This window comes from Acetobacter cerevisiae, assembly GCF_001580535.1.
GTDB lineage: Bacteria > Pseudomonadota > Alphaproteobacteria > Acetobacterales > Acetobacteraceae > Acetobacter > Acetobacter cerevisiae.
Genome location: NZ_LHZA01000145.1, coordinates 1 through 25,844, shown reverse-complemented (window position 1 = coordinate 25,844; position 25,844 = coordinate 1). Strand labels below are relative to the sequence as shown.

Here is a 25,844-nt window from a genome sequence, read left to right as displayed (position 1 = left end):
GAAAAGGCGTGTCAGTCAAACTCGGTGGGCAGGGTAGGGGTCGCGTGGTGCGCGAAGAGGCGTTCGATCTGATGCGGGAGAACCCGGCCTATTGAAAGATCCGTCGGGATTTCATCATGGGCGAAGAAACGCACTTCACTGGTTTCAATACTGGTGGTGGGGCTGCCGCCTGTCAGTTCTCCCAGAAAAAACAGTTTGGTGACGGTAAAGGCTTCCGGGGGCTGGTGGCCCTGCGTGGTGCGGTCAAGCGCCATGGCGAGTTTGGTAATGCGCACGGTATAGCCGGTTTCTTCCCACACTTCCTTGGCGGCGCAGTCTGCGGCGGTCAGGTTCACATCTGTCCAGCCGCCGGGCACGGTCCATTTATTCTGGTCCAGCACTTCCCGCACCATCAGGATACGCCCTTCTTTGTCAAACACGCCGACGCGCACTTCCAGTTTTGGTGTGGCGTAGCCAGCTTATTCCTGAAAAATGGTTTCAATTTTCCCGGCTGGGAGACCACTGCCTTCCGCCATCATCCGGGCGGCGAGGGCACGCAGCATTTCATAGCGTTCTTTATCAAAAGGGTCTTTGGCGTAGGTCAGGCCGGTCTGAGAAATGCCCTGAATTTCGCGGGCCCAGATCAGCCAGTTGGGTTCTGCCATAAGGAAACTCCCTTTGTGATGCGCGCAATAAAAAACGGGAAGGCCTGAGCCTTCCCGTTCCGTTGTGCCTGTTTGCAGGGCGATCAGGCAAGAGCCGCGGCGGCTTCCTGACCGTTGATGAGCAGGCCATCCCCATTGGCGGAGACTTTGACATTCTCGCCATCGTGAATGGTCCCCTGCAGCAGCAGTTCCGCCAGCGGGTTCTGCAGGCTGCGCTGGATAACCCGTTTCAACGGACGGGCACCATACACAGGGTCATAGCCTTCGTTCGCCAGCCATGCGTGGGCCAGATCATCCAGAGTGAGGGTGATCTTGCGATCATCCAGCAGGTTCTGCAGGCGACGCATCTGGATATCGACAATCTTGGTCATGTCCGCTTTCTGCAGACGGGAGAACAGAATGATCTCGTCCAGGCGGTTCAGGAATTCCGGACGGAAGTGCTCACGCACCACCTTCATCACCTGTGCCTGCACCATGTCGGTCGATTCACCGTCCGGCTGGTGGGCCAGAACATCGGAGCCGAGGTTGCTGGTCAGCACAATAATGGTGTTGCGGAAGTCCACCGTGCGACCCTGACCATCCGTCAGACGACCATCGTCCAGCACCTGAAGGAGAATGTTGAAGACATCTTCATGCGCTTTTTCAACTTCGTCGAACAGAATGACCTGATAAGGCCGACGCCGCACGGCTTCTGTCAGCACACCGCCTTCTTCATACCCAACGTAACCCGGAGGGGCACCAATCAGACGGGCGACCGCGTGCTTCTCCATGAATTCACTCATGTCGACGCGCAGCAGAGCTTTCTCATCGTCAAACAGGAAACGTGCCAGAGCTTTTGTCAGCTCGGTCTTACCCACACCCGTCGGGCCGAGAAACAGGAAGGAGCCAATCGGGCGATTGGGGTCCTGCAGTCCGGCACGGGCACGACGTACCGCGTTGGACACGGCTTTAAGAGCGGCTTCCTGACCGACCACGGATTTCCGCAGGTCATCTTCCATCCGCAGTAATTTGGCGCGTTCACCTTCCAGCATGCGGTCCACCGGCACACCCGTCCAGCGGGAGACAATGGAGGCGACGTCCTGATCCGTCACAGCTTCCGATACGAGGCCACTTTTCCCTGCGTCAGACTGAGATTTCTGCGTTTCTTCATCAATCTGCGCCTGCAGGTTGGGAATGACGCCATACATCAGTTCGGACGCTTTGCCGAGGTCACCCTTACGCTGAGCAACTTCGACTTCGGACTTTGCCTGATCCAGCTGCTCCTGAAGCTTCTGCACAGCATTCACACGGTCTTTTTCCGCATGCCATGCCGCACTCATGGCGTCAGATTTTTCTTCCAGATCGGCCAGTTCCGCTTCCACGGCTTCCAGACGATCCTTGCTGGCGCTGTCATCTTCCTTGCGCAGAGCTTCACGCTCAATTTTGAGCTGAATGACACGCCGGTCGAGCTCGTCCAGTTCTTCCGGCTTGCTGTCAATCTGCATGCGCAGGCGGCTGGAGGCCTCGTCAATCAGATCAATGGCTTTATCGGGCAGGAAACGGTCCGTGATGTAACGGTTGGACAATGTGGCGGCGGAAACCAGTGCGCCATCAGTAATCCGGATGCCGTGATGCAGCTCATACTTTTCCTTGATCCCGCGCAGGATGGAAATGGTATCCGCTACGGACGGCTCACCGACAAACACCGGCTGGAAGCGCCGGGCGAGGGCGGCATCTTTCTCAATATATTTGCGGTATTCATCCAGCGTGGTGGCGCCAATGCAGTGCAGGGTGCCGCGCGCCAGTTCCGGCTTGATGAGGTTGGAGGCATCCATGGCGCCATCGGTGCGGCCTGCGCCGACCAGCGTATGCATCTCATCAATAAAGAGAATGACCTGCCCTTCGGCGGATTCAATTTCTTTCAGAACAGCTTTCAGGCGCTCTTCAAACTCACCACGATATTTCGCGCCAGCCACCAGCGCGCCCATGTCGAGTGAGAGCAGCTTTTTGTTCTTCAGAGCTTCCGGCACGTCACCATTGACGATGCGCTGAGCCAGACCTTCCACAATGGCGGTCTTACCCACGCCGGGTTCACCAATCAGAACCGGATTGTTCTTGCTCCGGCGGGCGAGAACCTGAATGGCACGACGAATTTCCTCATCACGCCCAATCACGGGGTCCAGCTTGCCGGCCTGAGCAACTTCCGTCACATCACGGGCATATTTCTTCAAAGCATCAAAATTGGCTTCAGCGTTTTCGCTGGTCACAGTGCGTCCTTTGCGGATGGTGGCAATGGCTTTGTCCAGAGCGTCGGGCGTTGCACCGTTCTCTTTCAAAGCGCGGCCTGCAGGGCTGTCGGAGGCGGCAATGGCCACCAGCAGACGGTCCTGCGCCACAAAGGAATCCCCGGCTTTCTGCGCGCCCTGTTCGGCGGCATCCAGAACACGGACCAGATCCGGTGTAGCAGAAGGCTGGCCAGCCCCGCCGCCCTGTACTTTGGGCAGTTTGGCCAGAGCCTGTTCGTTAGCTGCTCTCACTGCGTCAGGCGCGCCACCAGCGGCGCGAATAAGGGAAGACGCAGCGCCTTCCTCATCATCCAGCATGGCCTTGAGCAGATGCTCCGGCGTCAGTTGCTGGTTAAAATCCCGAATGGCAATAGTCTGTGCGGCCTGCAAAAAACCGCGAGAGCGTTCTGTAAATTTTGCGATATCCATCGTTTCCCTCTTGTCCCTTCTACTCAGGCGACTGAAGGCCTTGTCCCCATCCCATTATGGCAATGGCGGCATGGTCTTTTCTCGCTAACAAAGATTGGAATATCTGTTGCAACAATCAAGAGGGGGTGATGCAGGGCTGCTATTTTTTGCTGGCAATCAGGCAAAAAAAACGCCTCCGGTGAGGGAGGCGTTCTTTCCGGACTGAGCTTAAAAAACTCAGGCAGCGTTCAGCTGAGCTTCAGCGAACTCGTAGTTTGCCAGCTTGTCCAGGTAGTTGGTGATGTAGTCCGGACGACGGTTGCGGAAGTCCAGATAGTAAGCGTGTTCCCACACATCCAGACCCAGCAGCACCTTGCCCTGACCTTCAGCCAGCGGGTTGGAGCCGTTGGCGGTTTTGGTCACGGCCAGCTTGCCGTCCTGACCCAGAACCAGCCATGCCCAGCCTGAACCGAACTGAGAGGCGGCTGCCTTTTTGAACTGGTCCTTGAAGGCATCAACGCTGCCGAAGTCCCCGTTGATTTTTGCAGCCAGTTTGTCCGGAATCGCACCGCCAGCAGAAGAGAGGTTCTGCCAGAACAGGATGTGGTTCCAATGCTGACCTGCGTTGTTGAACACGGGAGCCTGAGCGCTGTCGCCTTTAACAGCCAGAATGATTTCGTCGAGAGACTTGCCCTGCAGAGCGGGGTTGGCTTCAACAAAATTGTTCAGAGCCGTGACATAAGCCTGATGGTGCTTGTCATGATGCAGTTCAAGCGTTTCCTGGCACATGCCGCGTGCGGCAAGAGCGTTGTAGGAATAGGGAAGGGCTGGCAGTTCAAAAGCCATGACATACTCCATAAAGGTAAAAGCGGGCGACATGCGCCATGATCCAGAGCTATGGGGCGGCGGCAGATGCGTCAAGGGAGTGGGGTGTGACAATGTTGCTTTCTGTCAGCCCGGTCACACAGTGTTGTCCCTGCCGCCCCGTCTTTGCCGTTAACGTCGCACGCGGGAAAAAGATCCTTCACGCGCCTTTTGGGGAGCCAGATGTGGGTGTGGCCTGTGCTGGTGCTGGTGCTGGTGCTGGTGCGGGGGTGGCGGCAGATGCCCGGTAGAAGCCGGTGACGGTCAGGGTGGGTAAAGGAGCGAGAGCGGGCGGGATGAAGAAAGACGGGCAGGGCATGCGGCAGGAAGGCCCTTTGAGGGCGGCCGATCTGGAAGACGCCGTGCGGCGTGCGGACCCGGACCGGGCTTTGTGTGCGCGTTTTCTGCCAGCATCTGTCCGCCCCGATGTGGAGGTGCTGCTGGCCTTCCACACGGAACTGACTCGTGCGCTTGCCCCTGCGCGTTCTGCGGCGATAGCCGGCCCAATGGCAGGGCTGATCCGGCTCCAGTGGTGGCGGGACGTGCTGGAGGGGGCACGAACGCCGGACCATGAGCTTGCCCCTCCGCTTCTGTTGGCTCTGGAGCGCGGTGTGTTTTGTCGGGAGACGCTGTTACGCATTCTCGCCGCACGAGAGGTGGAGTTGGACCCGCAGCCTGATATCAGTGTCTGGCGAAAGATGATGCTGGATGGCGCGGGCGGTTTGCAGCGCGCTGTGGGGGAAGCACTGGGCGTGCGGGATGAGGGCGTGCTTGCCCGGCTGGAAGCCTGTGGGGCGGCCTATGGTGCCGGGGCTATGCTGCGGCACTGGCCCAGCCTGCACCAGAGCGGGCGATATCTGTTTCCGGGGGATGAGGCAGGGTTGCGGGAGGAAGGCAAAGCGTTTTTGAGGGCGTGTGATGCAGCCTCTTGTCCGTCTTCTGCCCGACTAGCCGCGCTGCCTGCTGTGCTGGCTGAGCGCGATCTGAAAAGGGGTAGCGCGCAGGCCGGTCTGCCCCGAGGGCTGGGAGACCGGCTGGCTGTTATGCGCGCAGGATGGAAAGCTGCGCGCGCCTTTCAGCCTGCTGGTGCGGCAGACTCATAAACGGGAAAAGTCCCGTTCTGCTGACGTGTTTTGCGATCTGGTGTGAAGCTCCACCAGTTCCGCGCCTCTCCGGTGCGGGCCTGATGGATGGCTGCGGCGAAGACGTCATACACGCACGGGTCATGCCGTTGCCGGGTTTTCTGGCAGAGCGCCAGGTACAAAGCATCGGGCTCCTGCTCAGCAAGTTGCTGCACCGTGTGAATACCCAGAACGGCAAAATCCGCCAGCGCCGCCTTGCCGATATTACGGAGGTCGGCAAGGGAGCGGGGAATTTCCTGCGAGGCTGAGCCGTCAGGCATCGTTGGCGACGATGTGTTCCATCACGCCAATCAGGGCAGAGTAATCCTCGTTGGCGGCAGCGCGGCGCGTCAGGGAGAGTTGCTGCGTGGTTGCGGCCATGGTGGGCATGGGCACAGCCAGACGCGCCCCGGCATCCAGCAGCAGGCGCATGTCTTTCTGCATCAGGCGGGTGGGGAACTGCGGCGTGAAATCACCATCCTTGGCCGCCCGGATCTTGCGTTTGTGGTGCGGGGAAATGACGGCAACCTCGCCCAGCGCATCAAACAGCATGGAACGGTCCAGCCCGGCGGCCAGCCCATAAGCAATGGTTTCCGCCACAGCGGCCAGACCCGCGCCCATAATGCCGTTAATCACCAACTTCAACCGTGCGCCGCTGCCGGACGGGCCTGCGTGCACGGTGGTTTTGCCAATACAGTCAAAGACAGGCTGGGCGCGGGCAATCAGGGCGTCATCACCACCCGCCAGCACAACCAGCGCTCCGGCTTCCGCTTCCGGCGTGCTGCCGGAGACGGGGCAGTCAATCACGCTGATGCCTTTCTCTTCCCCGGCTTTCTGCAGGGCGTCCGTGGCTTCGGGTGAGACGGAGCTGGTGTTCAGCAAAAGCTGGTTTTCATGCATGCCCGCCAGTGCGCCGTTCTCGCCATACATGGCGGCGGCAAGGGCTTCATCATCCGGCACGCAGACGAGGACGATGTCTGCTTTTTTGGCCACGTTGGCAGCGGAAGGCAGGAAGGGGGTGGAGCCGTCACCGCCTTTGCCGGAGGGCGTGTAGGCAACCAGAGCGTATCCGCCTTTTTTGAGGTTGTCCCCCATCCGGCTGGCCATGGCGCCAAAGCCAATAAATCCAATGGTCTGCTGCGTGGTCATTCTGCAAGTCCCTGTCATTGTGCGTGCGGCAACTATGGCAGAAACGACAGAAGTTCTCATGCGGTTTCCTGCATGGTTCCTTTGCACGGAATGCTCAAGAGAAAGCTGACGGAGCAAAACCTCGGGGGCGGCTGTTGTTTGAGGGAGATGGCCGCATAAGAAGACAGCGTATTCAGAACTTTTTCCATATACAGTGGCGGCACTTTTGTTTTCACTGCACGGAGCAGTTCTGCTCACATAAAAAGGAAGGGGCTTTCCCATGGCTGTGTATCGCTATCCTCGCCCGGCTTCCTCGGACATTACGCCACGACGGCTGTTTTTCTCGCGCCGGGCGTTGCTCGGCACGGCAGCAGGCGGTGTTCTGGCAAGCGGGTTGAAGCCCGGCATGGCGCTGGCCGATGCGCCTGTTGCGGCGTCCGCACGCGGTTGGCCCGCAGCGGAAACACCCACGCCTCGGGATGATGTCACCCATTATAATAATTTTTATGAATTCGGGATGGAAAAGAGCGACCCGGCAGAACTGTCCGGTGGTTTTCATCCCCGCCCATGGCAGGTGCAGGTGGATGGGCTGGTTGAGCATCCACAGATCTGGGATCTGGATGCGCTGAGTGCCCGCTTTGGGCATGAGGACCGGCTGTATCGCATGCGGTGCGTGGAAGCGTGGTCCATGGTCATTCCCTGGCAGGGGTTTGAACTGGGGGCGTTGCTGCGGGCCGCGGGGGTGAAGGCCGGGGCAAAATATGTCGCCTTTACCTCCGTTGTCCGGCCTTCAGAAATGCCCGGCCAGCGGGGAGGCCTGTTCTCTTTGCGCTGGCCCTATGTGGAAGGGCTGCGGCTGGACGAAGCCATGCACCCGCTCACCTTGCTGGCGACAGGTGTGTATGGGGAGGCACTGCCTGCGCAGAATGGTGCGCCGATCCGGCTGGTGGTGCCGTGGAAATATGGATTTAAGGGCATTAAATCCATCACGCGTATTACTGTAACCGACAAACAGCCCCCGACCAGCTGGAATCAGATGGCCCCGGAGGAATACGGTTTTTACGCCAATGTGAACCCTGATGTGGATCACCCGCGCTGGAGCCAGTCGAGCGAGCAGATTATCGGGGAAGGCAGCCTGTTCAGAACAGCGCGTCGACCAACACGGCTGTTCAATGGCTATGCAGAACAGGTGGCCTCTTTGTATCGCGGCATGGATTTGCGGAAGGATTTTTAGGCGGATGGCACCACCCTCTTCTGGCCGGCGGCGGCGTTCCCGTTTTTCTCCGCTGACGCGGCAGGTTTTTCTGTATCTGTTTTGTCTGATCCCCGCTGTGTCTGACATTGCGCAGGGGATGGCGAACACGCTGGGGCCAAACCCGGTTTCCGTCTGCTTGCATGATTTCGGGCGGTGGGCGTTCCGGTTTTTGCTAATCTCGCTGGCGATTAGCCCGCTCAGGCGTTTTGCCGGGCTGGACTTCATGGTTTATCGCCGCCCGCTTGGGTTGCTGGCCTTTAGTTATGCGGCGCTGCATGTGGTGTTTTATGTTGGTGTGGCACGGCATTTTGATACGCATGTCTTGTGGAAGGACTTTACCAGCCGTCCGTTCCTGACCTTTGGGGTGCTGACATTCCTGATCTTGCTGGTGCTGGCTCTGACCTCCACGCGGAGGGCGATCATCGCGTTGGGGCGGCGTTGGGCGAAGCTGCATAAGCTGGTTTATGTGGCTATGATTCTGGCCTCTGTTCACTACGCCATTGCCTTCAAAACCTGGCACACGGAGCCGTTCATTTATGCGGCGATAGCCGTCGCTCTGCTTTCCTTGCGGCTGGTGCCGAAACCGGGGAAACGACCCGTCTGACGTTTGAATTTTTCAACGGAAGAACATCGTTTTTCTGAGGAATGCATAGGAAATGCATTAGGCATAAAAAAGCCCCGCCAGACGCTGGTTCTGGCGGGGCTTTTTGCAAAGTGTTTTGAAGCGCGGATTAAGCCGCAGGGTGCGTCTGTGTGTCCGCCAGAAGGGTATCATGCCCCAGCGCGTTGAGCAGTTGTGCTGCGCGGGCGTCCGGGTTCATGACCTGCACCGTTTTGCCGCGCCCTTGCAGGCGGGAGACGATTTTCTCCAGCGTATCAGCCGCACTGATGTCCCACAGCCGGGCGTCTTTCAGGTCCAGCACGATGTGGCTGGCGGTATCCTGAAAATCAATGGCGTCAGACAGGAGGCTGGCGGAGGCAAAAAACACCTGCCCCTGCACATGGTAGGTGCGGGTGGTGCCATCGGTGCTCAGCGTGTTGTTCACTTTCAGTAGCTTCATGACCTGAAAGGAGAAGAACAGCCCGCTGAGCAGTACGCCACAGGCCACCCCGGCGGCCAGATCATGCGTGAGGACCACCACGATAACCGTTACCAGCATGACGGTGGAAGACAGGCGCGGATGCCGCACAAGGTCACGCAGGGACGACCATGAGAACGTGCTGACGGACACCATAATCATGATGGCCACCAGAGCAGCCACCGGCACGCGGGCCACAAACCCGTGGCAGGCCACCAGCAGCAGAAGCAGGAAAGCCCCGGCGGTGAAGGTTGAGAGCCGGCCTCGCCCGCCATAACGGAGGTTGCCCACGGTCTGGCCGATCATCCCGCAGCCCGCCATGCCGCCAAAAAAGCCGACAAACATGTTTGAAATGCCAAGCCCGGTGCATTCCATGCGCTTGTTGCTGTGGGTGTCCGTCATTTCATCCACCACGGTGGCGGTCATGAGGGATTCCAGCAGCCCGACCATGGCCATTGCGAAGGCATAGGGCAGCACGATTTTAAAGGTTTCTACCGTCATGGGCACATGCGGCAGCGTGAGGGACGGCAGGCCGGTGGGCAGCGCGCCCAGATCAGACACCACATGCACCGGCATGGGCACGGCCATGGTCAGCCCGGTAAGCACCAGAATGCAGATAAGGGGAGAGGGGATGACTGTGGTGATGCGCGGCAGCAGATAGACAATGGCCAGCCCCAGAGCGATTAGCGCATAGGTATGCCATGTGACATGCAGCATCTGCGGAATCTGCGCGGAAAAGATCAGCAGGCCGAGCGCGTTCACAAAGCCTGTCTCCACCTCACGCGAGACAAAGCGCATCATGCTTTGCAGCTTGAGCAGGCCGAACACAATCTGGAACGCACCGGCCAGCAAAGTAGCAAGCAGCAGATAATCAAACCCGTATCCATGCACGAGGTCCGCTGCCACCAGAGCCACGGAGCCTGCTGCTCCGGAAATCATCCCCGGTCGGCCACCGGTAATGGCAATGGCGATGCTGATGACAAAGGAGGCAAACAGCCCCACCGCAGGGGCCACGCCCGCTGCGTAGGAAAAGGCGATGACTTCCGGGATCAGCGCAAAGGTTCCGACCATCCCGGCCAGAACGTTTTTGACCGGATCGTCCGTCCATTCTTTGAGATATTGGCTAACAGTCACGAGACCCCTTTCTGCCATGTCTGGTGTTTTTCTCTATACAGGAGGGCATAAGATGGACGCGGCTGTAACGAAAAGGTTTTTCTGAGCCTTGTTGCTTCGCTGTGCAGGCATATGGCGCAGGCGAGCGGCCACTATCCGTTGGTGCACCGGGCTTTATGACGTCATAAGCCGATACTGGCCATAAAGTGGACATTGTGCTGCCTCAGGTGGCCCGGTATGCGTGAGGTATGGTTGTCAATGCTCCTTCTTCTGCTGCCCCTCTGATCTGGATTCTGGCTGGTGAGGCCAGTGGTGACGTGCTGGGCGCGCGCCTGATGCACGCGTTGCGCGCCCGGAACCCGGCCATCCGCTTTGCAGGTGTGGGCGGTGTGCGGATGGAAGAGCAGGGGCTGCACAGCCTGTTCCCCATGCGGGATCTGGCCGTGATGGGGCTGGTGGAAGTCCTGCCGCGCCTGCGCTCACTCTCCGCCCGGCTGAATGAAGCCGTGCAGGATATTGAAGCCCGCAGGCCAGACCTTGTGGTGACGATCGACAGCCCCGGCTTTACCTTGCGGTTGCTGAAGCGCATTGCCGGGCTCGGCATCCCGCGTGTGCATTACGTGGCCCCGCAGGTGTGGGCGTGGCGGCAGAAGCGCGTGAAGGAATTCCCCGGCCTGTGGGAAGAGTTGCTGTGCCTGCTGCCGTTTGAAGAAGAGTTTTTCAGCAAACATGGCCTGTTGACCAAATTTGTCGGGCATCCGGTTTTGCAATCCGGTGCGGAGACGGGGGATGCAGCCCGGTTTTATCAGCAACACGGTCTGAAAGAGGGCGCGCGGGTGTTGATCCTGATGCCCGGCAGTCGGCGTTCAGAAGCACCGCGCTTATTGCCTGTCTTCGGGAAGATGCTGGCTCTGTTGCAACGAGACATGCCGGATGTGGTGCCGGTTATTCCGGTGTCCCCTGTTGTGGCTGCAACTGTGGCACGGGAGACGGCTCGCTGGCCGGTTCGGCCTGTGATCGTGACGGACGTGCAGGACAAGCATGATGCATTTGCCGCAGCAGGGGCGGCTCTGACCAAATCCGGCACCTCAACGCTGGAACTCGCGCTGGCGGGGGTGCCGATGGCGGTAACATATCGCGTTAATCCGCTGACAGCCTTCATGGCACGGCGGCTGATCCGGGTGCCGTATGTGGCCATGGTCAATCTGCTGGCCGGGCGGGCCATTGTGCCGGAGTTGTTGCAGGAACAGTGCCGTCCCTCCGTGCTGGCCAGTGCCGTGCGGGCGTTGTTTGAAAACCCAAAGCTGGCGAATGGGCAGAAGGATGCCTTTAAAACCGTTCTGCATGGTTTGCAGGGGCCGGGGGGGAAGCTGCCAGCCGATGCGGCGGCGGACGCTGTGCTTCAGCTTTTGGAAGATAAGGCCAGGAAGACAAGCGGATCAGAAAACGTTTGATCTTAGCAGCATTCGTTACGGAAAGGCTGTGACAGGGTTTGTGATTCTGCTGGCTGGCTAAGGTTTGGTTCGGGCGATCTGGTCGTCTTTATTGTAACTGGTTATGCCCGGTTTTGTTTTTCAACATCCAGTTTATTGCGCGCAAAAACTCTTTTCCGTTCTTTGGAAAGTGCGTTAGGCGTTCAAAGCATTTTTTGAGAGAGAGTCTGGCAAGGGCGCTTTGTGGGCAGCCCTTGCCAGATCGGCCTGTTCAGGCCTTTTTGCCATACAAAGCGTGCGGGTCGATTTCTGGTTTGGTCAGTTCTACCAGCCCTTCCGGGCCGAAGGCGCGGTAAAAGCAGCTACGGCGGCCCGTGTGGCAGGCTACGCCAATCTGGTTGACCAGCAGCAGCACGGCATCGGCATCACAATCCAGACGCGCTTCAATCAGATGCTGAATTTGCCCGGATGTTTCGCCTTTGCGCCACAGTTTCTGGCGGCTGCGGGAAAAATAGCAGACGCGGCCTGTTTCCAGCGTTTCCTGCAAGGCATCGCGCGTCATCCACGCAATCATCAGGACTTCGCCCGTGTCATGCTGCTGGGCAATGGCGGCAATCAGGCCGGAGGCGTCAAATTTGACGACGTCCAGCATGCTGGAAAGGGCGGCGGGTGTGGGGGCCTGATAGGTCATGAGGATGCAGATGAGTCCGGGTTGGGTGTGGAAGAGGGAGGCTGAGGCGGCGTAAGGGCCGCGGTCAGCCAGACTGGCGGGCGGGGCACAACATGATGGCCGCCGCAGTCGAGTGTTTGTGCCGTCGCTGCGCTGGTTTTGAGCAAGGCAAGACCGACATGATCCTGCGAGGAACAGAGCGTGCCAACCTCTGCCCCGTCCGCCAGAACAGGGGTGCCGGGGGCAGGCAAGGGGCCGGTGCAGGCAACGGGGACCATCCGGCGTTTGACCAGAGTGCGATAATGCATACGGGCCGTGACTTCTTGCCCCATAAAGCAGCCCTTGCTCCATGAGACGCCGCCAAGCAGATCCATATTGGCTTCTGCGGCCAGCGTGCGGCCTACTTCACAATCCTGCACGCCATCGGGCAGCCCCAGAACCAGCCGGTGCAGATTGTAGTCCTGCAGGGTGTCGGTGGGCTGTGTGTCTTCCGGCACATCAAGCAAACGCCATCCGGCGGCAGGAAGGCGGGGGTCTGCAAAGCTGATGGTGTTTTCCATCAGGGCAGCATCTGGCATCTCGCCCCATGCAACCATAACGCGCATGCCGGTGGCTTCCATCTGCACATCGGCCCGCAGGCGGAAGCGGAGCAGTTGTTTGCGCAGGCCCTCGGCTTGCTCACTGGCGCAATCCAGCAGCAGGCAGGTGTCATCCGGGTCTGCCACCAGAAAGAAATCGGCCTGCCAGCGGCCTTGCGGGGTGAGGCAGGCGGACCATGTGGCCTGTCCGGGTTCAAGGGCGGCGACATCTGCCGTCACGAGCCCTTGCAGGAACTTCACGCGGTCCGCGCCTGAGAGTTTGAGGACGGTCCGGTTTTCCAGCAGGGCACTATGGGAAGGGGTAGGCATGACAGGTGCTCCCGATGATGGTGCAGACCTCAAGAGGACTGGTTGAGTGTTTCAAAAACGTCACCCGTCGGGGCCAGCCCGCGGATATGTGTCTGGTGCCATAAGGCATAGAACAGTAACGTCCAGGCAGCAGGGCCGGTTTTACGGCCGGCTGCTGCCTGAAAGAGTGCGCGTACCCGCTCGGGTTTGGCAATTTCCTGAATGCAATCCTGTTGCGCAACCAGTTGGCCCAGTCGCGCGCTGTCTTCTGCAATCCACGCCCCAATCGGCACCGTAAAGCCCTGTTTGGGAGCAAAGGGGCGGGCTGCCGGGCAGTGCTGTTCCAGCCAGCGGCGTAGTAGCCATTTGCCTTTATCTCCACGCACACGCAGCGTGTCCGGCAGGTGCCATGCCAGATCTGTCACGACCGGGTCCAGCAGGGGCGTGCGCCCTTCCAGCCCATGCGCCATCAGGCAACGGTCCAGCTTAAGCAGCAGATCATTGGGCAGCCATTCGGCAATATCAACGGCCTGTGCAGCGGAAAGACGGGTGGGCGCATGGGGAGCTGCCATTTCGGCGGCCATAATGCCATCGCGCCAGCGGGTCGGGCGGTTACGGAGGATATCCAGACTGTCAAACATGCCGTGTCGCCACATGCGGCGGCCACCCTGCCACCACGGGCGCACGGCAGAGCGATACCGGCCATAGCCTGCAAAAAGTTCGTCACCGCCCTCACCGGAGAGGATTACGCGGACATCCTTTGTGGCTTCCTGCGCCAGAAACCATGTGGGGATAATGGCGTAATCGGCTGCCGGGTCATCCATGCAGGCCACAATGGTGGGCAGATGCTGCCAGACCTTGTTGGCGGTAATGCGCACGGTCTGGTGCTCGGCCTGTGCGCCCCGGGCGAGGGCTGCTGCTGCGGCGGCTTCATTCGCGGCATTGGGGGCGTCAAAAACGGCTGTCCAGGTGCGCAGTTTTTCAGGGCGCGGCAGGCGGCTCATGGCCGTTAGCAGGCTGGCGCTATCAATGCCGCCAGACAGGAACAGGCCGAACGGCACGTCAGCGCGTTCATGCGCCTGCACGCTGTTCATCAACGCCTCATCCAGCTGCGCCAGCGCGGTTTCTTCTGTCAGGGGGGGCTGGGCTTTGGGCTGAGATGGCAGGGGCGACAGGCGCTGGCGGTCCAGAATACGGCCCTGCACAATGCGCAGGGTCTCACCGGGCAGCACGCGGGAAATGCCTTTGAAAATGGTCTCCCGCCCGGTGGTGAACTGAAGTTGCAGCAGTTCATCCCGCGCTAAGGGGGAAGCATTACGGGGCGCGAGGTTTGCCGCCAGCAGCACGGCGGGTTCTGATGCAAAGGCGACGCCGCCGTCAAACTCCGTGAAATAGAGCGGCTTTATGCCAAATGGGTCACGGGAGAGCAGCAGCTCATCCTGTGCGCTGTCATACAACGCAATGGCATACATGCCGCGCAGGTGGCGGGGGAAATCTGCGCCATGGCGTTCCCACAGCCGGAGGGGGGATTCGCAATCACTGCCGGTCCTGAAGTGTTCCGGGCCAATCTGCGCACGAATCTCCGGGTCATTATAAATCTCGCCATTGGCGATCAGCGTGCCGGAGCCAGCCGAGAGCGGCTGGTCTCCCCCCGCAATATCAATAATGGACAGGCGGGTATGGATGAGGTCGGCATGCGGAAAGCGGGCAAAATGCGTGCCATCCGGGCCACGATGCTGCAGGGCGGCGGCCATGCGGTCCAGCACATCCTGCCCGCAGGGCTGTGTGCCGCGTGTGTAAACCAGACCGCCAATGCCGCACATCAGGCGTTCTCCACAGTGGAAAGAAAGTCCGACCACGCTTTCAGCACAGGCGCGGTTGCAAACGTCTGCTCATAATCCGTCCGGCCAGCCGCCGCGAGTTTGCTGGCCCGCACCGGGTCTTCCAGCACGGCGGCAAGCTGGCGGGCGAGGGTGCGGTCATCTTCCACAGGGGCCAGCAGGCCGTTTTCTCCGGAGCGAATCAGTTCCGTCGGCCCCTGAGACGCCGCTGCGACCACCGGCTTTTGGGCCGAGAAGCCTTCAATCACCACATTGCCCAGCGGTTCATGCCGGGAGGGGCAGACGAGTGCTGTGCAGGCGCGAATCAGGCCGCCCGGTTGCGTGGCCCAGCCGGGCATCAGCACGCGGTCCGCCACACCTTCCTTACGGGCAAGGTCTTCCAGCGCGGCGCGTTCCGGCCCTTCACCCGCAATGACGAGCCAGACGCCCGGCAAATGCGCCATGGCGCGGATGAGCACATCAAATGCCTTGTTGGTGTGCAGGCGGCCCAATGCCAGCAGGAAGGGCGCGCCGGGGGGCAGACCTGCAGGCCGGACCGGCGCGGTATGAGCCAGTTCTGTCGCAAAATTGGGGAGGTAATGCACACGGTCCTGCGGCCAGCCCTGTTCCCGCATCCAGCGCACCAGCCCGTGCGTATTGCCGATGAGGTGTGAGCAGCGGCGGTAATAGGAGAGGTCATAAAACCCGCCAAGGCGCCCCGCCAGAATCCAGTCGCCTTGCGGCGTGAAGCGGGCTGCGCGGTTCATCCACGCGACGGTGACACGCGGAGCAAACTGTTTGAGCTGGGTGCGGATCTGGGAACGTGTGCGCCAGTCGGTCAGGCCGCCAAATTTGAGTTCACAGGGGTTGACGCCGCCAGCCTGAAGCCGGGCTGCGCGCGCAGCGTCTCTCCGGATAATGGGCAGAACAGAAAGGCCGGACGCGGCCTCCGCGATGCAAAGTCGCTCAAAAAACAACTCAGCGCCGCCGGTGGGGGCTCCAGCCATGACGTGCGCCACGCGAAGCGGGGTGGCAGAGGGGGAATGCGTGGTCATGATTGGGTCTCCGCCAGCAGGGTGGACGCGGCCTGAACAACAACAGTCAGAGATAGTTCGGCAATAGGCGCTTCACCCTCCGGACCGGGCGCAGCAACCCATGTGGTACAGCGACCGGAGGGAGCATATTCCGAGGCACGAGAGGGGCCGAATAGCCCAAGAGTCGGCGTGCCCGCAGCGGCAGCCAGATGCATCAGGCCGGAATCGTTCCCGATAAACAGACTGCACCGGGCCAGCATGGCAGCAACCTGCGTCAGAGAGAAGCGGCCTCCGGCATCGATGGCGTTTGGCAAAGCTTGCAGCACGGGCAAGGCGAGGGCGCGTTCCTGCTCTCCCGGGCCGTAAAAAATGGCCGGGCGCGCCGTGGGGAGCTGACGGGACAGCTCTGCCCAAAGCGGCAGATAGCGCTCTGTGGGCCAGATTTTTCCGGTCCAGTTGGCTGTAGGGCCAAGGGCGATGATCGGCCCGGCGTCCGTGGGAATAAGCTGACAGGCGAGCGTCTTGTCGGCCTGAGAAAGCCAGACAGTCGGCATCGGGGACGGGGAAAGGCGGAGAAGCTGGCCAAGATGGTTCAGCCGCAGGCCGGGGCGTCGGCCGCCGCGCATAATTAGCCGTTTGCGGGTGCGCAGAAAAAATGTGGTGGCTGAGCCGCGCAGATCAATCGCCAGATCCCACTTCTGCCCAACACAGGCTTTCCACAAATCCAGCCAGTGCCGGTCATGCGTGCGCTTGGTCATGACGATCACGCGTTCGAGTCCGGGCAGGTTCTCGAATAATCCGGCCGCCACTGGCCCGCAGGCAATGGTGAAGCGCGCATTCGGATAAATATGGATGAGGTGGGCCAGAAGGCCGGTCGAGAGCACGGCATCGCCAAGGCGTGTGGCCGTGATGAAGAGAATGCGCATTGGAGGGATTCTATACGGGCGTCGTCCTGTTTTTCCAAGTGTCAGAAGGAGATAAGCTCGTTATGCCGTATTCTGGCCCACAAGCAGGCGCACACAGGCTGGGGATGGACATTTGCACGGCCTGTGTCATGAACCGCAGGCATTCCGACATCCGCCCGAAGGTTCGGGCAGGACACGTCGTGCAGGACAGGGAAATTGGGAATGAGGAAAGGTTTTTTTCTGGTTTTGGGTAGTCTGCTGGCTGGCGCTGCCATGGCAGACTCCGGGGCCGCTCAGGCAGCAACCGGGGCATGGGGTGCGCCCGCCTGTGGGGCCGAACCCACGGCACCGTCTGTCGATGTGTCCTCCGTTGAGCGTTACAATGCCAGCGTGGACAAAGTGACGGCGTATGAAAAAGCCGCCCGGGCTTACAACACCTGCGTGGCCCGTACGGCTAACAAGGAAGAGACGGCCATCAGTAATGAAGCGCGTGAAAAAATCGCGCATATTCATGAAGGCAGCGCCGTGGTGCAAAAGCGGATTGCCGGGAATTTTGTGCATCTGACGGCCTCCCTGAAAGCGGCCAGCGCAAAATTCGGCGGTGGAGCGCACTAAAGCACTCCCTTCTGCTGCGTATGATAAGGGGTGTCTTTCTCGCAGGTGACTTGTATGATGTGTGTGCATAGGGCAGAAGTGCCGATTACACACGCATCATAGTCAGAACGGGACCAGCCAGACGTGGCAGAAGATGTTTTCAAGGAAGTTGATGACGAATTGAAGGCTGAACGCCTGCGTCAGACGGCTCGCCGTTATGCCGGATTGGGACTGGGGGTAATTGCCGCCGTCGTAATTGGGGCAGGCGCGTGGTCCTGGCACCTGTCCAGCCTGAAGTCTGCCTCTCTTGCGGCAACCGGGTCTTATCTGACAGCCCTGCGTGAGACAGATCACCTTCCGCCTGCTCCCGCAACACCAACCCCGCTGGGGGAAACCGCCCAGACCGGGCTGGCTGCCCTGCAGAAGCTTGTGGCTACCGGACCGAAAGGCGTTGCAACGCTTGCGCGCCTGCAGGAAGGCGGCGTGCAGGCCGCGCATGGCGATGTGAAAGCAGCGCTGGCCGCATGGGATGCCGTGCAGACAGACCAGAGTGCTGACCCGGTTCTGCGGGAGCTGGCGACTCTTCTGTGGTGCCAGAAGCAGCTTGATGCGGGAGACCCGGCAACGCTGCGGTCCCGCCTCTCCCTGCTGACCGGAAGCGGTAAAGCATGGAATGGTCTGGCGACAGAAGCTCTGGCGACGCTGGATATTCGTGAAGGGCATCTGGATGACGCCCGCAAGAAATTTGCCGTGCTCGCCGCGGCGCAGGACGTTCCTTCGGGCGTGCGGAACAGGGCTCAGGCGCTGTCCCAGGCTCTTGATCCGTCGGCAGGGTAAGGCACCATGAGTAACAAAACACGTTCCGGTTTTTTTGGTCGTCCGTCTGTAGCGCGCAGGAAACTGCTGGCCGGGGCTGCTATGATGCCCGTGCTGGCAGGGTGCAGCCTGTTTGATGAAGATGAAAAACCCATTCTGGCGGGTCACCGCACGAATGTGCTGTCTTCCGGTGCCGGGCTGATGGTTGATAAGGAAGACCATACGGCTATTACTCTGCCGGAAGCGATTTCGGTTTCAGACTGGCCCATGGTGGGGCGCGTGACGTCGCACGTTGGTAGCAACTACCGCTGGGGCGGCCTGCATCCGCGCTGGACGAAAGATATTGGCGCCGGCATTTCCGAGCCTGACCTGCTGGCATGGGCGGCTCTGGGTGATTTCGGTCGCGGGCTGATCCAGTCCCCGCCGGTGGTGCATAACGGGCGTCTGTTCATCATGGATGCGCGCTGCGTGGTGCGGGCCTTTAGCTGGCCGCATATGTCTCATTTGTGGACCATCAACCCCAAACCGAAAAAGCTCCAGTCCAGCAATGTTGGCGGCGGCATCGGTGTGGATGGGGATACGGTCTATATTGTGGACGGTATCTCGCAGGCGCTGGCCGTGAATGCCGCGACGGGCAAGGTGAAGTGGCGTTCCGACTTTGGCACGCCTGGCCGCTCTGCCCCGACCATTGCAGATGGCCGCGTGTTTTTTGCCACCATTGATGAGCGCCTGTTTGCTCTGGATGCCGCAACGGGCAACCAGCTGTGGTCCTACACGGCCACCGCAGCAGATACGACCGTGTTCGGTCAGCCTGCTCCGGCTGTGGTCAATGGTGTTGTGGTTGCTGGCTTTGGCGGGGGCGACCTTGTGGCCTTCCGTGCAGAGAGTGGCGAGATCGTCTGGAGCGATATGCTCGGCAACGTCGGCAGTCAGGCCAGCACGCTGAACCTCACCTGTGTGCGCGGTCTGCCGGTGGTGGTGGACAGCACGGTTTACGCTGTCAGCATGGCGCAGGTTCTGGCTGCGGTGGATATCCGCACGGGCCGCCGCCTGTGGGAGCGTGCCGTGGGTAGCCAGAACAGCCTGCTGTGCGTGGGTGACTGGCTCTATGTGCTGTCTCAGGATGACCAGCTGGCCTGTATCGATCGTCTCTCCGGGCATGTGCGCTGGATTACGCAGCTCCGCCGGTTTGAACGCGTTGATGTCAGCAAAAATATTGTGACATGGATTGGTCCGGTCATGGCGGGTGGCCAGTTGGTGTGCGTCAGCACCATGCCGGGCAATGGTATTGCCCGCGTCAACCCGACCACCGGCGCTATTATCTCCGTAGATTCCACGGATCAGGTTTCTTTTGTTCCCCCAATTGTTGTTGATGAGCAGTTGCTGATTGTCACCAACGACGGAAAGCTTCGCTCTTATGGCTGATCGCCGGCGGCCCATGCGGCCTGTTGCGCCTGTACCTTCTGCTGATCTCCCTCTGGTCGCCATTGTTGGCCGCCCGAATGTAGGGAAATCAACCCTGTTCAACCGCCTTGTTGGTCGCCGTCAGGCGCTGGTGGCGGATACCCCCGGCGTGACGCGTGACCGTAAGGAAGGCCTCGCCCTGCTGCGCGGGCGGACCATCCGTCTGGTGGATACGGCCGGGCTGGAAGAAGCCGCTCCGAGTAGTCTGTTTGGCCGTATGCGTGCCTCTTCGGAAAGTGCGGTACGTGAGGCTGCGCTCGTCCTGTTCTGTATTGATGCGCGTGCTGGCATTACCCCGGCGGATGAGCATTTTGCGGCATGGGTGCGCAAGCAGGGGCGTCCGGTTATGCTGGTGGCCAATAAGGCCGAAGGCCGTGGTGGTGCAGCCTCTGCAATGGAAGCCTATTCTCTGGGGTTGGGCGAACCGGTTGCGGTTTCTGCCGAGCATGGGGAAGGCCTGTCCGACCTGATGGGTGAAATTGTCGAACATCTGCCGCCGGAACCCGAAGCAGAGTTTGAAGAAGACGACGATGTGTTCGAGGCTGATGCGGACGCACTGGACCCGGATGCGGAAGTCGTTCTTCCGGCCCGGCCGCCCGGCCCGATCCGCATTGCTATCGTCGGCCGTCCGAATGCGGGCAAATCTACCCTGCTGAATGCCCTGCTGGGTGAAGAGCGGATGATCACCGGCCCGGAACCCGGCCTGACGCGTGATTCTGTGGCGGTGACGCTGCATGATGAAGGCGATGTGTTCGAGGTTGTGGATACCGCCGGTCTGCGTCGTAAGGCGCGGATTGATGAAGCGCTGGAAAAAATGTCGGTCTCAGCCTCCATTGAAGCCCTGAAAATGGCGGAAGTGGCGGTGCTGGTTCTGGATGCCACGCTGGGTGTGCATGAGCAGGATTTGCAGATTGCCCGTCTGATTGAGCGGGAAGGCCGCGCGTGTGTGCTGGCGCTGAACAAATGGGATGCGGTGGAAGACCGGAATGCCACTCGTCAGGCTATTCTGGACCGTCTGAGCATTTCTCTGGCGCAGATGCGTGGTGTGCCGGTGGTGACGTTCTCTGCGCTGACGGGTGCGTCCGTCCATCGGCTTCTGCCTGCCGTGCGTGAGGCTTGTACCGTGTGGAACGCCCGCGTGCCGACCGGTGAGCTGAACCGCTGGTTTGAGGCTGCTCTGGAACGCCATGCAGCCCCGCTGGTGGAAGGCCGCCGCCTGAAGCTGCGTTACATGACGCAGGTGAAGTCTCGCCCGCCGACGTTCGTGATTTTTGGTACCCGTGCCGAGCAGACACCGGAAGACTACAAGCGCTATCTGGTGAACGGGCTGCGTGAAACCTTTAATCTGCCGGGCGTGCCGATCCGCCTGCAAACGCGGGGTACGAAAAACCCGTATAATACCAAATCCCGGTCATAAGGCTGGTTTGCTCAAAAGGGCTTCATGGAAACATGAGGCCCTTTTCTTTTGCCTTAATGGACGACCCACGACAGAGGCAGGCAGATCAGCAGACCGAGGATGGCAATCAGCGTTTCAATCATTGTCCAGCTGCGCAGGGTCTGGGAGAGGTTCATGCCCAGATATTCCTTCATCTGCCAGAAGCCTGCATCGTTCATCAGGCTCAGGCCGACTGAGCCTGCCCCGGTGACAAGAACCAGCAGCTCGGGCGAGACAGAGTGTGAGGTTGCCAGAATAGGGCCGACAATGCCGGAGGCTGTGGTGGTGGCCACGGTGGCGGATCCTGTAGCAATGCGGACCAGCAGCGCCAGCATCCATGCCAGAACCAGCAGCGGCACATGGGCTCCCAGCGCCAGATTTGTGATGGAGTGAGACAGGCCGCTGTCAATCAGCTCCCGCCCAAAGCCACCGCCTGCGCCAATTAGCAGCATGATGGTGGCTGTGGGGGCAAGGCACTCGTTGCTGAAGCGAAGGATCGTCTCCCGGGACAGGCCGCTCAGGCTTCCCATCAGCCAGAAGGACATCAGCGTGGCGACCAGCAGGGCGATGTCCGTGTTACCGAGAAAATGCAGAACTCGGTAAGGCAGGGCGGTTGCCGGCCAGAGGAGTTCCGCCAGCGCGCCACCCAGCATCAGGACGACGGGCATCAGCAAAGTTGCGCAGGAGAGGGCAAAAGACGGCAGTTTGTCGTGCTCAATCCGCCCGGTAAACTGGGCTTCCAGCGCAGTGGGGGCCAGCGGGCCAATGCGGGGCGCGATGTACCACGTGTAAACCGGCCCGGCGAGGGCTGCGATGGGCGTGCCAATCACAATCCCCCAGAACAGCGTGCGGGCTGTATTTGCATGGTAGGCGGTAATGGCCAGCAAGGTAGCGGGGTGCGGGGGCACCATGGCGTGCGTGACAGAAAGGGCTGCTGCCATAGGGAACGCCAGCACGGGCAGCGGCAGATTATTCCGGCGGGACAGGATGATGACGAGCGGGATAAGCAGCACAAATCCGACTTCAAAAAACACCGGCAGCCCGACCAGCAGGCCGATGACCATCATGGCCCAGTTCAGCCGCTTTTTCCCGGCAAGGCGTGAGATGGTCAGGGCGATCTGATCCGCACCCCCGGTTTCAGCCAGAATTTTCCCCAGCATGGTGCCAAGAGCGACAACCCCTGCCACATGCCCCAGTACATGGCCCATGCCGTTTTCAAAGGAGGCAATGGCCTGCTCGGTCGGCATGCCTGTGGCCAGAGCCAGCCCGATAGACACAACAAAGAGTGTGACGAAGGGGTTGAGGCGCGCCACGCCAATAAGGAGCATGAGTAGGACGATGGCGGCGGCTGTAAGGCCAGAGGCGAGTAAAGGCGTCATCCCCTGAGGATGGAGCGGGACGCGCCGTGAATGTCAACCATTTGCTTGGGGCGTTGCCGGACTGTGTTCTGGCAGGAACAGGGGCGGGAAGCCCTAAAACCAATCAAGAAAAAGAGATTTTCTTTATTTGTAAAATAAATAAGTAATATTCCAAATGTCCGCACAATTACGTGTGCTTCTCAGACGGCCTCCTGCGTGATGAGGCGCCTCTAAAGACCATGGCTGCCTGTTTGGCCTTTCCCTTTAGGGCTCAGGGTGGCACAGAAGCCCCCGGCGCAAGACGTTACGTATCAGAAAAGGAACGATCAGGCTGATGAATGAACTTGCGCAACCAGCAGGCAGCTCTCCCCAAGCAAAAAGCACCGATGGTCTGTTTGGCCCGGCCCGGACGTGGGCGATGCTGGCAGTGTCCCTTTCCGTCCTGATGGCCTTGCTGGATTACGCCATTGCCAACGTGGCGCTGCCGGATATTGCGCGGGATCTGCATGCGTCCTCCTCAGCGTCAATCTGGGTAGTGAACGCGTATCAACTGGCCAGTCTTGTTTCTCTGCTGCCTCTGGCAGCCCTGGGGAGCAAGGTTGGGTTTTCGCGCATGTGCCAGTTCGGGATCATCCTGTTCATTGGTTCTTCCGTAATGTGTGCAATGGCGACAACACTCCCCGCACTGGCCGCAGCCCGCGTGCTGCAGGGGATTGGTGGGGCCTGTATTCTGAGTGTGAATATTGCGCTGGTCCGCTACATTTATCCGCATGCGGAAATTGGTAAGGGCATTGCGCTGAATGGCGTTGTGGTGGCCATGGGGGTGGCACTTGGGCCAACGGCTGCGGCGGCTATTCTGACCGTGGCATCCTGGCCCTGGTTGTTCTGGGTGAATTTGCCGCTGGGTGCTGCGGCACTGTTCATGGCGTTTCGCTCTCTGCCGGCAACACCGCGTAGCACGGCACGCCCGGATATCACCGGTAGCGTGTTGTGCATGCTGGCCTTTGGTGCGCTGGTGATGGGCGGGGACGGTCTGGCGCATCAGTCCGGCATAGTGCTGTCCTGTGCTCTGATTGGCGTGGGGCTGCTCTCGGGCCTGCTGCTGATTCGGCGGGAGAGTGGGCTGCCGCAGCCTATTCTACCGGTTGATATGCTGGCGAAACCGGATTTTGCCATTGCGTTCATGACCGGCTTTTGTGGCTTTGTAGCCTCCAATTTTTACATCATTTCCATGCCGTTCACGCTGCATGATGTGCTGGGGATGAGCCCCGCTGCGACGGGCCTGCTGATTACGCCATGGCCAATTGGCATCATGTCCGCAGCGCCATTGGTGCGGCGGCTGGCTGATACAGTGTCCGCTGGCGTGCTCTCATCCATTGGCTTGTTAATGACGGCGACAGGATTTTTCCTGCTGTGGATGATGCCTGCTCACCCCACCGCCTTTGATATCGTCTGGCGGACATGGCTGGCCGGGTGTGGGTTCGGATTGTTTCAGCCACCCAATAACCGCGCCATGATGGTCTCAGCGTCCCATGCCCGAGCGGGTGGCGCGAGCGGAATGGTGCAGGTTGCGCGTCAGGCCGGGCAGACGTGCGGGGCGATGGGGGTTGCGGCCTTTTTCTCCCTCTTTGTGCAGGGGGCTGCGCTCAAATGCCTGTTTATGGCCGCCTGTGTCGCGACCTTTGCGGCACTGCTGAGTTCCAGCCGGTTGCTGGCTGGCAAAAAGGCCTGAGAGAAAACGGTTAAAAAAAGGGCTGGCACGCGGGGAGCGGCCAGCCCGAAAAAATGGAAGCGGGATCAGATCTCGCTTTCACCAAAAATACGGGTCACATCGCCACTCCATGCGCCGTAATAGCGCTCCAGCCAGCGTTCGGCCTGCGTGGGGCCGCCTGCTGCCATGGCGGTCAGCGGGGCGAGGTAGGCCCATTCTTCCCGCTCGTTCTCATCCACAAAGCCACGGGCCTGCAGGCCATCCATAGCAATGCCGATAACCTGTGCAGCCAGATCCCGCACTGTGCCCTGGCCCCACGGCGTGTTCAGCGCCTGAGACGGCACCAGAGAGCGCAGCTTAACGTAATCTTCCCACGGGCGGTCACACACCAGCTCATAGGCGGATTCAAGGGCTGCATCATCATACAGCAGGCCAACCCACAGGGCGGACTGAGCCAGCATCATTTCTGCTGAGCCAGCATCGGCCCCGCGCATTTCCAGAAACTGCTTGAGGCGGACATCCGGGAAGGCGGTGGAGATGTGGTTTTCAAAGTCGGCCAGCGTGGGGGTGACGTCTTCCAGACCGTCCTGACGCTCACCGTTCATCCATGCGCGGAAAGAGCGACCAGAGACATCGCGCATCTTGCCGTCACGCATGATGAAATACATGGGCACATCCAGCACCCATTCCGCATAGCGTTCAAAGCCGAAGTCTTTTTCAAACACACAGGCGGGCATACCGGAGCGGGCGTTGTCCGTATCCGTCCAGATGCGGGCGCGGTTGGAAAGATAGTTGTTAGGCTTGCCTTCAAAGAAGGGCGAGTTGGCGAACAGGGCGGTGGCAACCGGCTGCAGGGCCATGGCCACCTGCATTTTGCGGACCATATCCTGCTCGGACCCGAAATCCAGATTAACCTGCACCGTGCAGGTGCGCTGCATCATGTCCAGACCCAGCTTGCCGACCTTGGGCATGTAGTTGCGCATAATGGCGTAGCGGGATTTGGGCATCCACGGCAGTTCGTCCCGCCTGGCGGTCGGGTGGAAGCCCAGCGGGCTGAACCCCAGTCCCAGCTTGCGGGCCAGCGGGCGCACGGACTCATAATGTCTGTCCAGCTCTTCCGCTGTTTCATGCAGCGTTTGCAGGGGTGCGCCGGAGAGCTCGAACTGCCCGGCGGGCTCCAGAGAAATGCCAGCGCCTTTGGCTTCTTCAATGCCTTTCAGGCCGATAATCTTGCCTTCATCCAGAATGGGCTCCCAGTCATCGGGCTCCACTTCCTGAAGGCCATTCAGCAGGTCTTCAATCCCGGCGGGGCTGTAAGGCGGCGTAGAGTAAGCCGGACGGCCAGCCTGCGGGCTGGAACCATTGGCGGCAGCTTCTGGCCGCATCCAGCCAAATTTTTCGTGCTCTGTGCCAATGCGCCATGAGTCGCGGGGCTTACACCCTTTGGCAAAAACCTCAGCCAGCTGAGAAACTGAGCGAACGGGTGTGTCGTCGTGGGCATCGGCGTGAGACATTAGAAATCACTGTTCCTTGAAAGACAGCCCGGCAGCAGAAGGCGGGCCAGAACGAAGGTGAAGGTATTCTGACTAATCCTGAGCGGAGCGCAAGCCGTCGCCCATAAGTGCTAGTCCTGCGGCAACGGCTGTATCAGCCCGCAAAACCAGCGGCCCCAGAGAAATAGGGGTAATGGCAGGACGCGCAAGAAGAGTGCGGCATTCCGTATCAGAAAAGCCGCCTTCCGGGCCAATGAGCAGGCCATCACCCGCACGGGCATCCCGCAGGGTGTGGCGGACGGAAACCCCCCGGTCTTCAGCCCGTTCCATGGCTGTAAACAGGCGCGC

Annotated in this window: 23 protein-coding genes and 1 pseudogene; 9 read left to right on the top strand and 15 right to left on the bottom strand. The window is 60.2% G+C overall.

Annotation, left to right across the window (positions count from 1 at the left end):
- Nucleotides 1–11: 11 nt before the first annotated feature.
- From AD928_RS08145 to AD928_RS14780, 4 genes and pseudogenes are all read right to left on the bottom strand, one after another.
- Nucleotides 12–644: pseudogene (locus tag AD928_RS08145) on the bottom strand (NUDIX hydrolase).
- An 83-nt stretch (nucleotides 645–727) separates the two neighbouring features.
- On the bottom strand, nucleotides 728–3,337 hold the full coding sequence (gene clpB, locus AD928_RS08140; protein ID WP_043550545.1) for an ATP-dependent chaperone ClpB: 2,610 nt from the start codon (nucleotides 3,335–3,337) through the stop codon (nucleotides 728–730).
- 216 nt (nucleotides 3,338–3,553) lie between these two features.
- Complete coding sequence (locus AD928_RS08135; RefSeq protein WP_043550728.1) at nucleotides 3,554–4,162, bottom strand: superoxide dismutase; 609 nt, start codon at nucleotides 4,160–4,162, stop codon at nucleotides 3,554–3,556.
- Between the two features lie 178 nt (nucleotides 4,163–4,340).
- Nucleotides 4,341–4,499 carry a hypothetical protein gene (locus AD928_RS14780; RefSeq protein ID WP_156470151.1) on the bottom strand — a complete coding sequence of 53 codons (159 nt, stop codon included), beginning with the start codon at nucleotides 4,497–4,499 and terminating at the stop codon, nucleotides 4,341–4,343.
- Between AD928_RS14780 and AD928_RS08130 the strand changes: the two genes are divergently transcribed.
- On the top strand, nucleotides 4,498–5,283 hold the full coding sequence (locus AD928_RS08130; protein WP_082779825.1) for a squalene/phytoene synthase family protein: 786 nt from the start codon (nucleotides 4,498–4,500) through the stop codon (nucleotides 5,281–5,283). The genes AD928_RS14780 and AD928_RS08130 overlap by 2 nt on opposite strands.
- Here the strand turns inward: AD928_RS08130 and AD928_RS08125 are convergent.
- Nucleotides 5,256–5,582 (bottom strand): helix-hairpin-helix domain-containing protein, encoded by a 327-nt coding sequence (locus tag AD928_RS08125; RefSeq protein ID WP_062249707.1) that lies wholly within the window; start codon nucleotides 5,580–5,582, stop codon nucleotides 5,256–5,258. The genes AD928_RS08130 and AD928_RS08125 overlap by 28 nt on opposite strands.
- Nucleotides 5,575–6,450: an NAD(P)-dependent oxidoreductase gene (locus tag AD928_RS08120; protein ID WP_062249705.1), complete on the bottom strand. Its 876-nt coding sequence runs from the start codon at nucleotides 6,448–6,450 to the stop codon at nucleotides 5,575–5,577. Before AD928_RS08120 ends, AD928_RS08125 begins: the two co-directional genes overlap by 8 nt.
- Nucleotides 6,451–6,709: 259 nt before the next feature.
- Here AD928_RS08120 and msrP point away from each other — a divergent pair, with 259 nt between their 5' ends.
- Both msrP and AD928_RS08110 read left to right on the top strand, forming a co-directional pair.
- The gene (gene msrP / locus AD928_RS08115; protein ID WP_062249703.1) at nucleotides 6,710–7,663 is read left to right on the top strand and encodes a protein-methionine-sulfoxide reductase catalytic subunit MsrP; all 954 of its coding nucleotides are present in this window, start codon (nucleotides 6,710–6,712) and stop codon (nucleotides 7,661–7,663) included.
- A 4-nt stretch (nucleotides 7,664–7,667) separates the two neighbouring features.
- The gene (locus AD928_RS08110; protein ID WP_062249701.1) at nucleotides 7,668–8,288 is read left to right on the top strand and encodes a protein-methionine-sulfoxide reductase heme-binding subunit MsrQ; all 621 of its coding nucleotides are present in this window, start codon (nucleotides 7,668–7,670) and stop codon (nucleotides 8,286–8,288) included.
- 127 nt (nucleotides 8,289–8,415) lie between these two features.
- On the opposite strand, the gene AD928_RS08105 is transcribed toward AD928_RS08110, so the two are convergent.
- A complete protein-coding gene (locus AD928_RS08105; RefSeq protein WP_062249751.1) occupies nucleotides 8,416–9,897 on the bottom strand; it encodes a SulP family inorganic anion transporter in 1,482 nt (493 codons plus the stop codon).
- A gap of 227 nt (nucleotides 9,898–10,124) precedes the next feature.
- On the opposite strand from AD928_RS08105, the gene lpxB reads away from it, so the two are divergent.
- On the top strand, nucleotides 10,125–11,330 hold the full coding sequence (gene lpxB, locus AD928_RS08100) for a lipid-A-disaccharide synthase (protein WP_062249698.1): 1,206 nt from the start codon (nucleotides 10,125–10,127) through the stop codon (nucleotides 11,328–11,330).
- A 250-nt stretch (nucleotides 11,331–11,580) separates the two neighbouring features.
- Here lpxB and hisI read toward each other — a convergent pair whose 3' ends face one another.
- From hisI to AD928_RS08075, 5 genes are read right to left on the bottom strand one after another with little or no spacing between them, the layout of a single operon-like run.
- Nucleotides 11,581–12,000 carry a phosphoribosyl-AMP cyclohydrolase gene (gene hisI, locus AD928_RS08095; protein WP_062249696.1) on the bottom strand — a complete coding sequence of 140 codons (420 nt, stop codon included), beginning with the start codon at nucleotides 11,998–12,000 and terminating at the stop codon, nucleotides 11,581–11,583.
- The gene (ygfZ, locus tag AD928_RS08090) at nucleotides 11,997–12,887 is read right to left on the bottom strand and encodes a CAF17-like 4Fe-4S cluster assembly/insertion protein YgfZ (protein WP_062249695.1); all 891 of its coding nucleotides are present in this window, start codon (nucleotides 12,885–12,887) and stop codon (nucleotides 11,997–11,999) included. Before ygfZ ends, hisI begins: the two co-directional genes overlap by 4 nt.
- Before the next feature lie 29 nt (nucleotides 12,888–12,916).
- A complete protein-coding gene (gene asnB, locus AD928_RS08085; protein WP_062249692.1) occupies nucleotides 12,917–14,689 on the bottom strand; it encodes an asparagine synthase (glutamine-hydrolyzing) in 1,773 nt (590 codons plus the stop codon).
- Nucleotides 14,689–15,741 (bottom strand): glycosyltransferase, encoded by a 1,053-nt coding sequence (locus tag AD928_RS08080; RefSeq protein ID WP_156470150.1) that lies wholly within the window; start codon nucleotides 15,739–15,741, stop codon nucleotides 14,689–14,691. Before AD928_RS08080 ends, asnB begins: the two co-directional genes overlap by 1 nt.
- Nucleotides 15,738–16,646, bottom strand: a complete 909-nt coding sequence (locus tag AD928_RS08075) for a glycosyltransferase family 9 protein (protein ID WP_062249688.1) — start codon at nucleotides 16,644–16,646, stop codon at nucleotides 15,738–15,740. Before AD928_RS08075 ends, AD928_RS08080 begins: the two co-directional genes overlap by 4 nt.
- A 201-nt stretch (nucleotides 16,647–16,847) precedes the next feature.
- Between AD928_RS08075 and AD928_RS08070 the strand changes: the two genes are divergently transcribed.
- The 4 genes from AD928_RS08070 (at nucleotide 16,848) to der (ending at nucleotide 20,916) form a co-directional block, all read left to right on the top strand.
- A complete protein-coding gene (locus AD928_RS08070) occupies nucleotides 16,848–17,240 on the top strand; it encodes a hypothetical protein (RefSeq protein ID WP_062249685.1) in 393 nt (130 codons plus the stop codon).
- A gap of 123 nt (nucleotides 17,241–17,363) precedes the next feature.
- Nucleotides 17,364–18,056, top strand: coding sequence for a tetratricopeptide repeat protein (locus AD928_RS08065; RefSeq protein ID WP_061502951.1), 693 nt, complete (start codon nucleotides 17,364–17,366; stop codon nucleotides 18,054–18,056).
- Between the two features lie 6 nt (nucleotides 18,057–18,062).
- Nucleotides 18,063–19,460 carry a PQQ-binding-like beta-propeller repeat protein gene (locus AD928_RS08060; protein WP_061502949.1) on the top strand — a complete coding sequence of 466 codons (1,398 nt, stop codon included), beginning with the start codon at nucleotides 18,063–18,065 and terminating at the stop codon, nucleotides 19,458–19,460.
- A 13-nt stretch (nucleotides 19,461–19,473) separates the two neighbouring features.
- The gene (gene der / locus AD928_RS08055; protein WP_062249749.1) at nucleotides 19,474–20,916 is read left to right on the top strand and encodes a ribosome biogenesis GTPase Der; all 1,443 of its coding nucleotides are present in this window, start codon (nucleotides 19,474–19,476) and stop codon (nucleotides 20,914–20,916) included.
- Between the two features lie 53 nt (nucleotides 20,917–20,969).
- Here der and AD928_RS08050 read toward each other — a convergent pair whose 3' ends face one another.
- Complete coding sequence (locus AD928_RS08050) at nucleotides 20,970–22,313, bottom strand: GntT/GntP/DsdX family permease (RefSeq protein WP_062249683.1); 1,344 nt, start codon at nucleotides 22,311–22,313, stop codon at nucleotides 20,970–20,972.
- Nucleotides 22,314–22,626: 313 nt separating this feature from the next.
- On the opposite strand from AD928_RS08050, the gene AD928_RS08045 reads away from it, so the two are divergent.
- Nucleotides 22,627–24,024 carry an MFS transporter gene (locus tag AD928_RS08045; RefSeq protein ID WP_062249681.1) on the top strand — a complete coding sequence of 466 codons (1,398 nt, stop codon included), beginning with the start codon at nucleotides 22,627–22,629 and terminating at the stop codon, nucleotides 24,022–24,024.
- Between the two features lie 65 nt (nucleotides 24,025–24,089).
- On the opposite strand, the gene AD928_RS08040 is transcribed toward AD928_RS08045, so the two are convergent.
- Together AD928_RS08040 and AD928_RS08035 are read right to left on the bottom strand one after the other, a co-directional pair.
- Nucleotides 24,090–25,517 carry a glutamate--cysteine ligase gene (locus AD928_RS08040; RefSeq protein ID WP_062249679.1) on the bottom strand — a complete coding sequence of 476 codons (1,428 nt, stop codon included), beginning with the start codon at nucleotides 25,515–25,517 and terminating at the stop codon, nucleotides 24,090–24,092.
- Nucleotides 25,518–25,589: 72 nt separating this feature from the next.
- Nucleotides 25,590–25,844 (bottom strand): 16S rRNA (uracil(1498)-N(3))-methyltransferase (locus AD928_RS08035; RefSeq protein ID WP_209436676.1); only part of this gene is annotated, 255 nt, incomplete at its 5' end.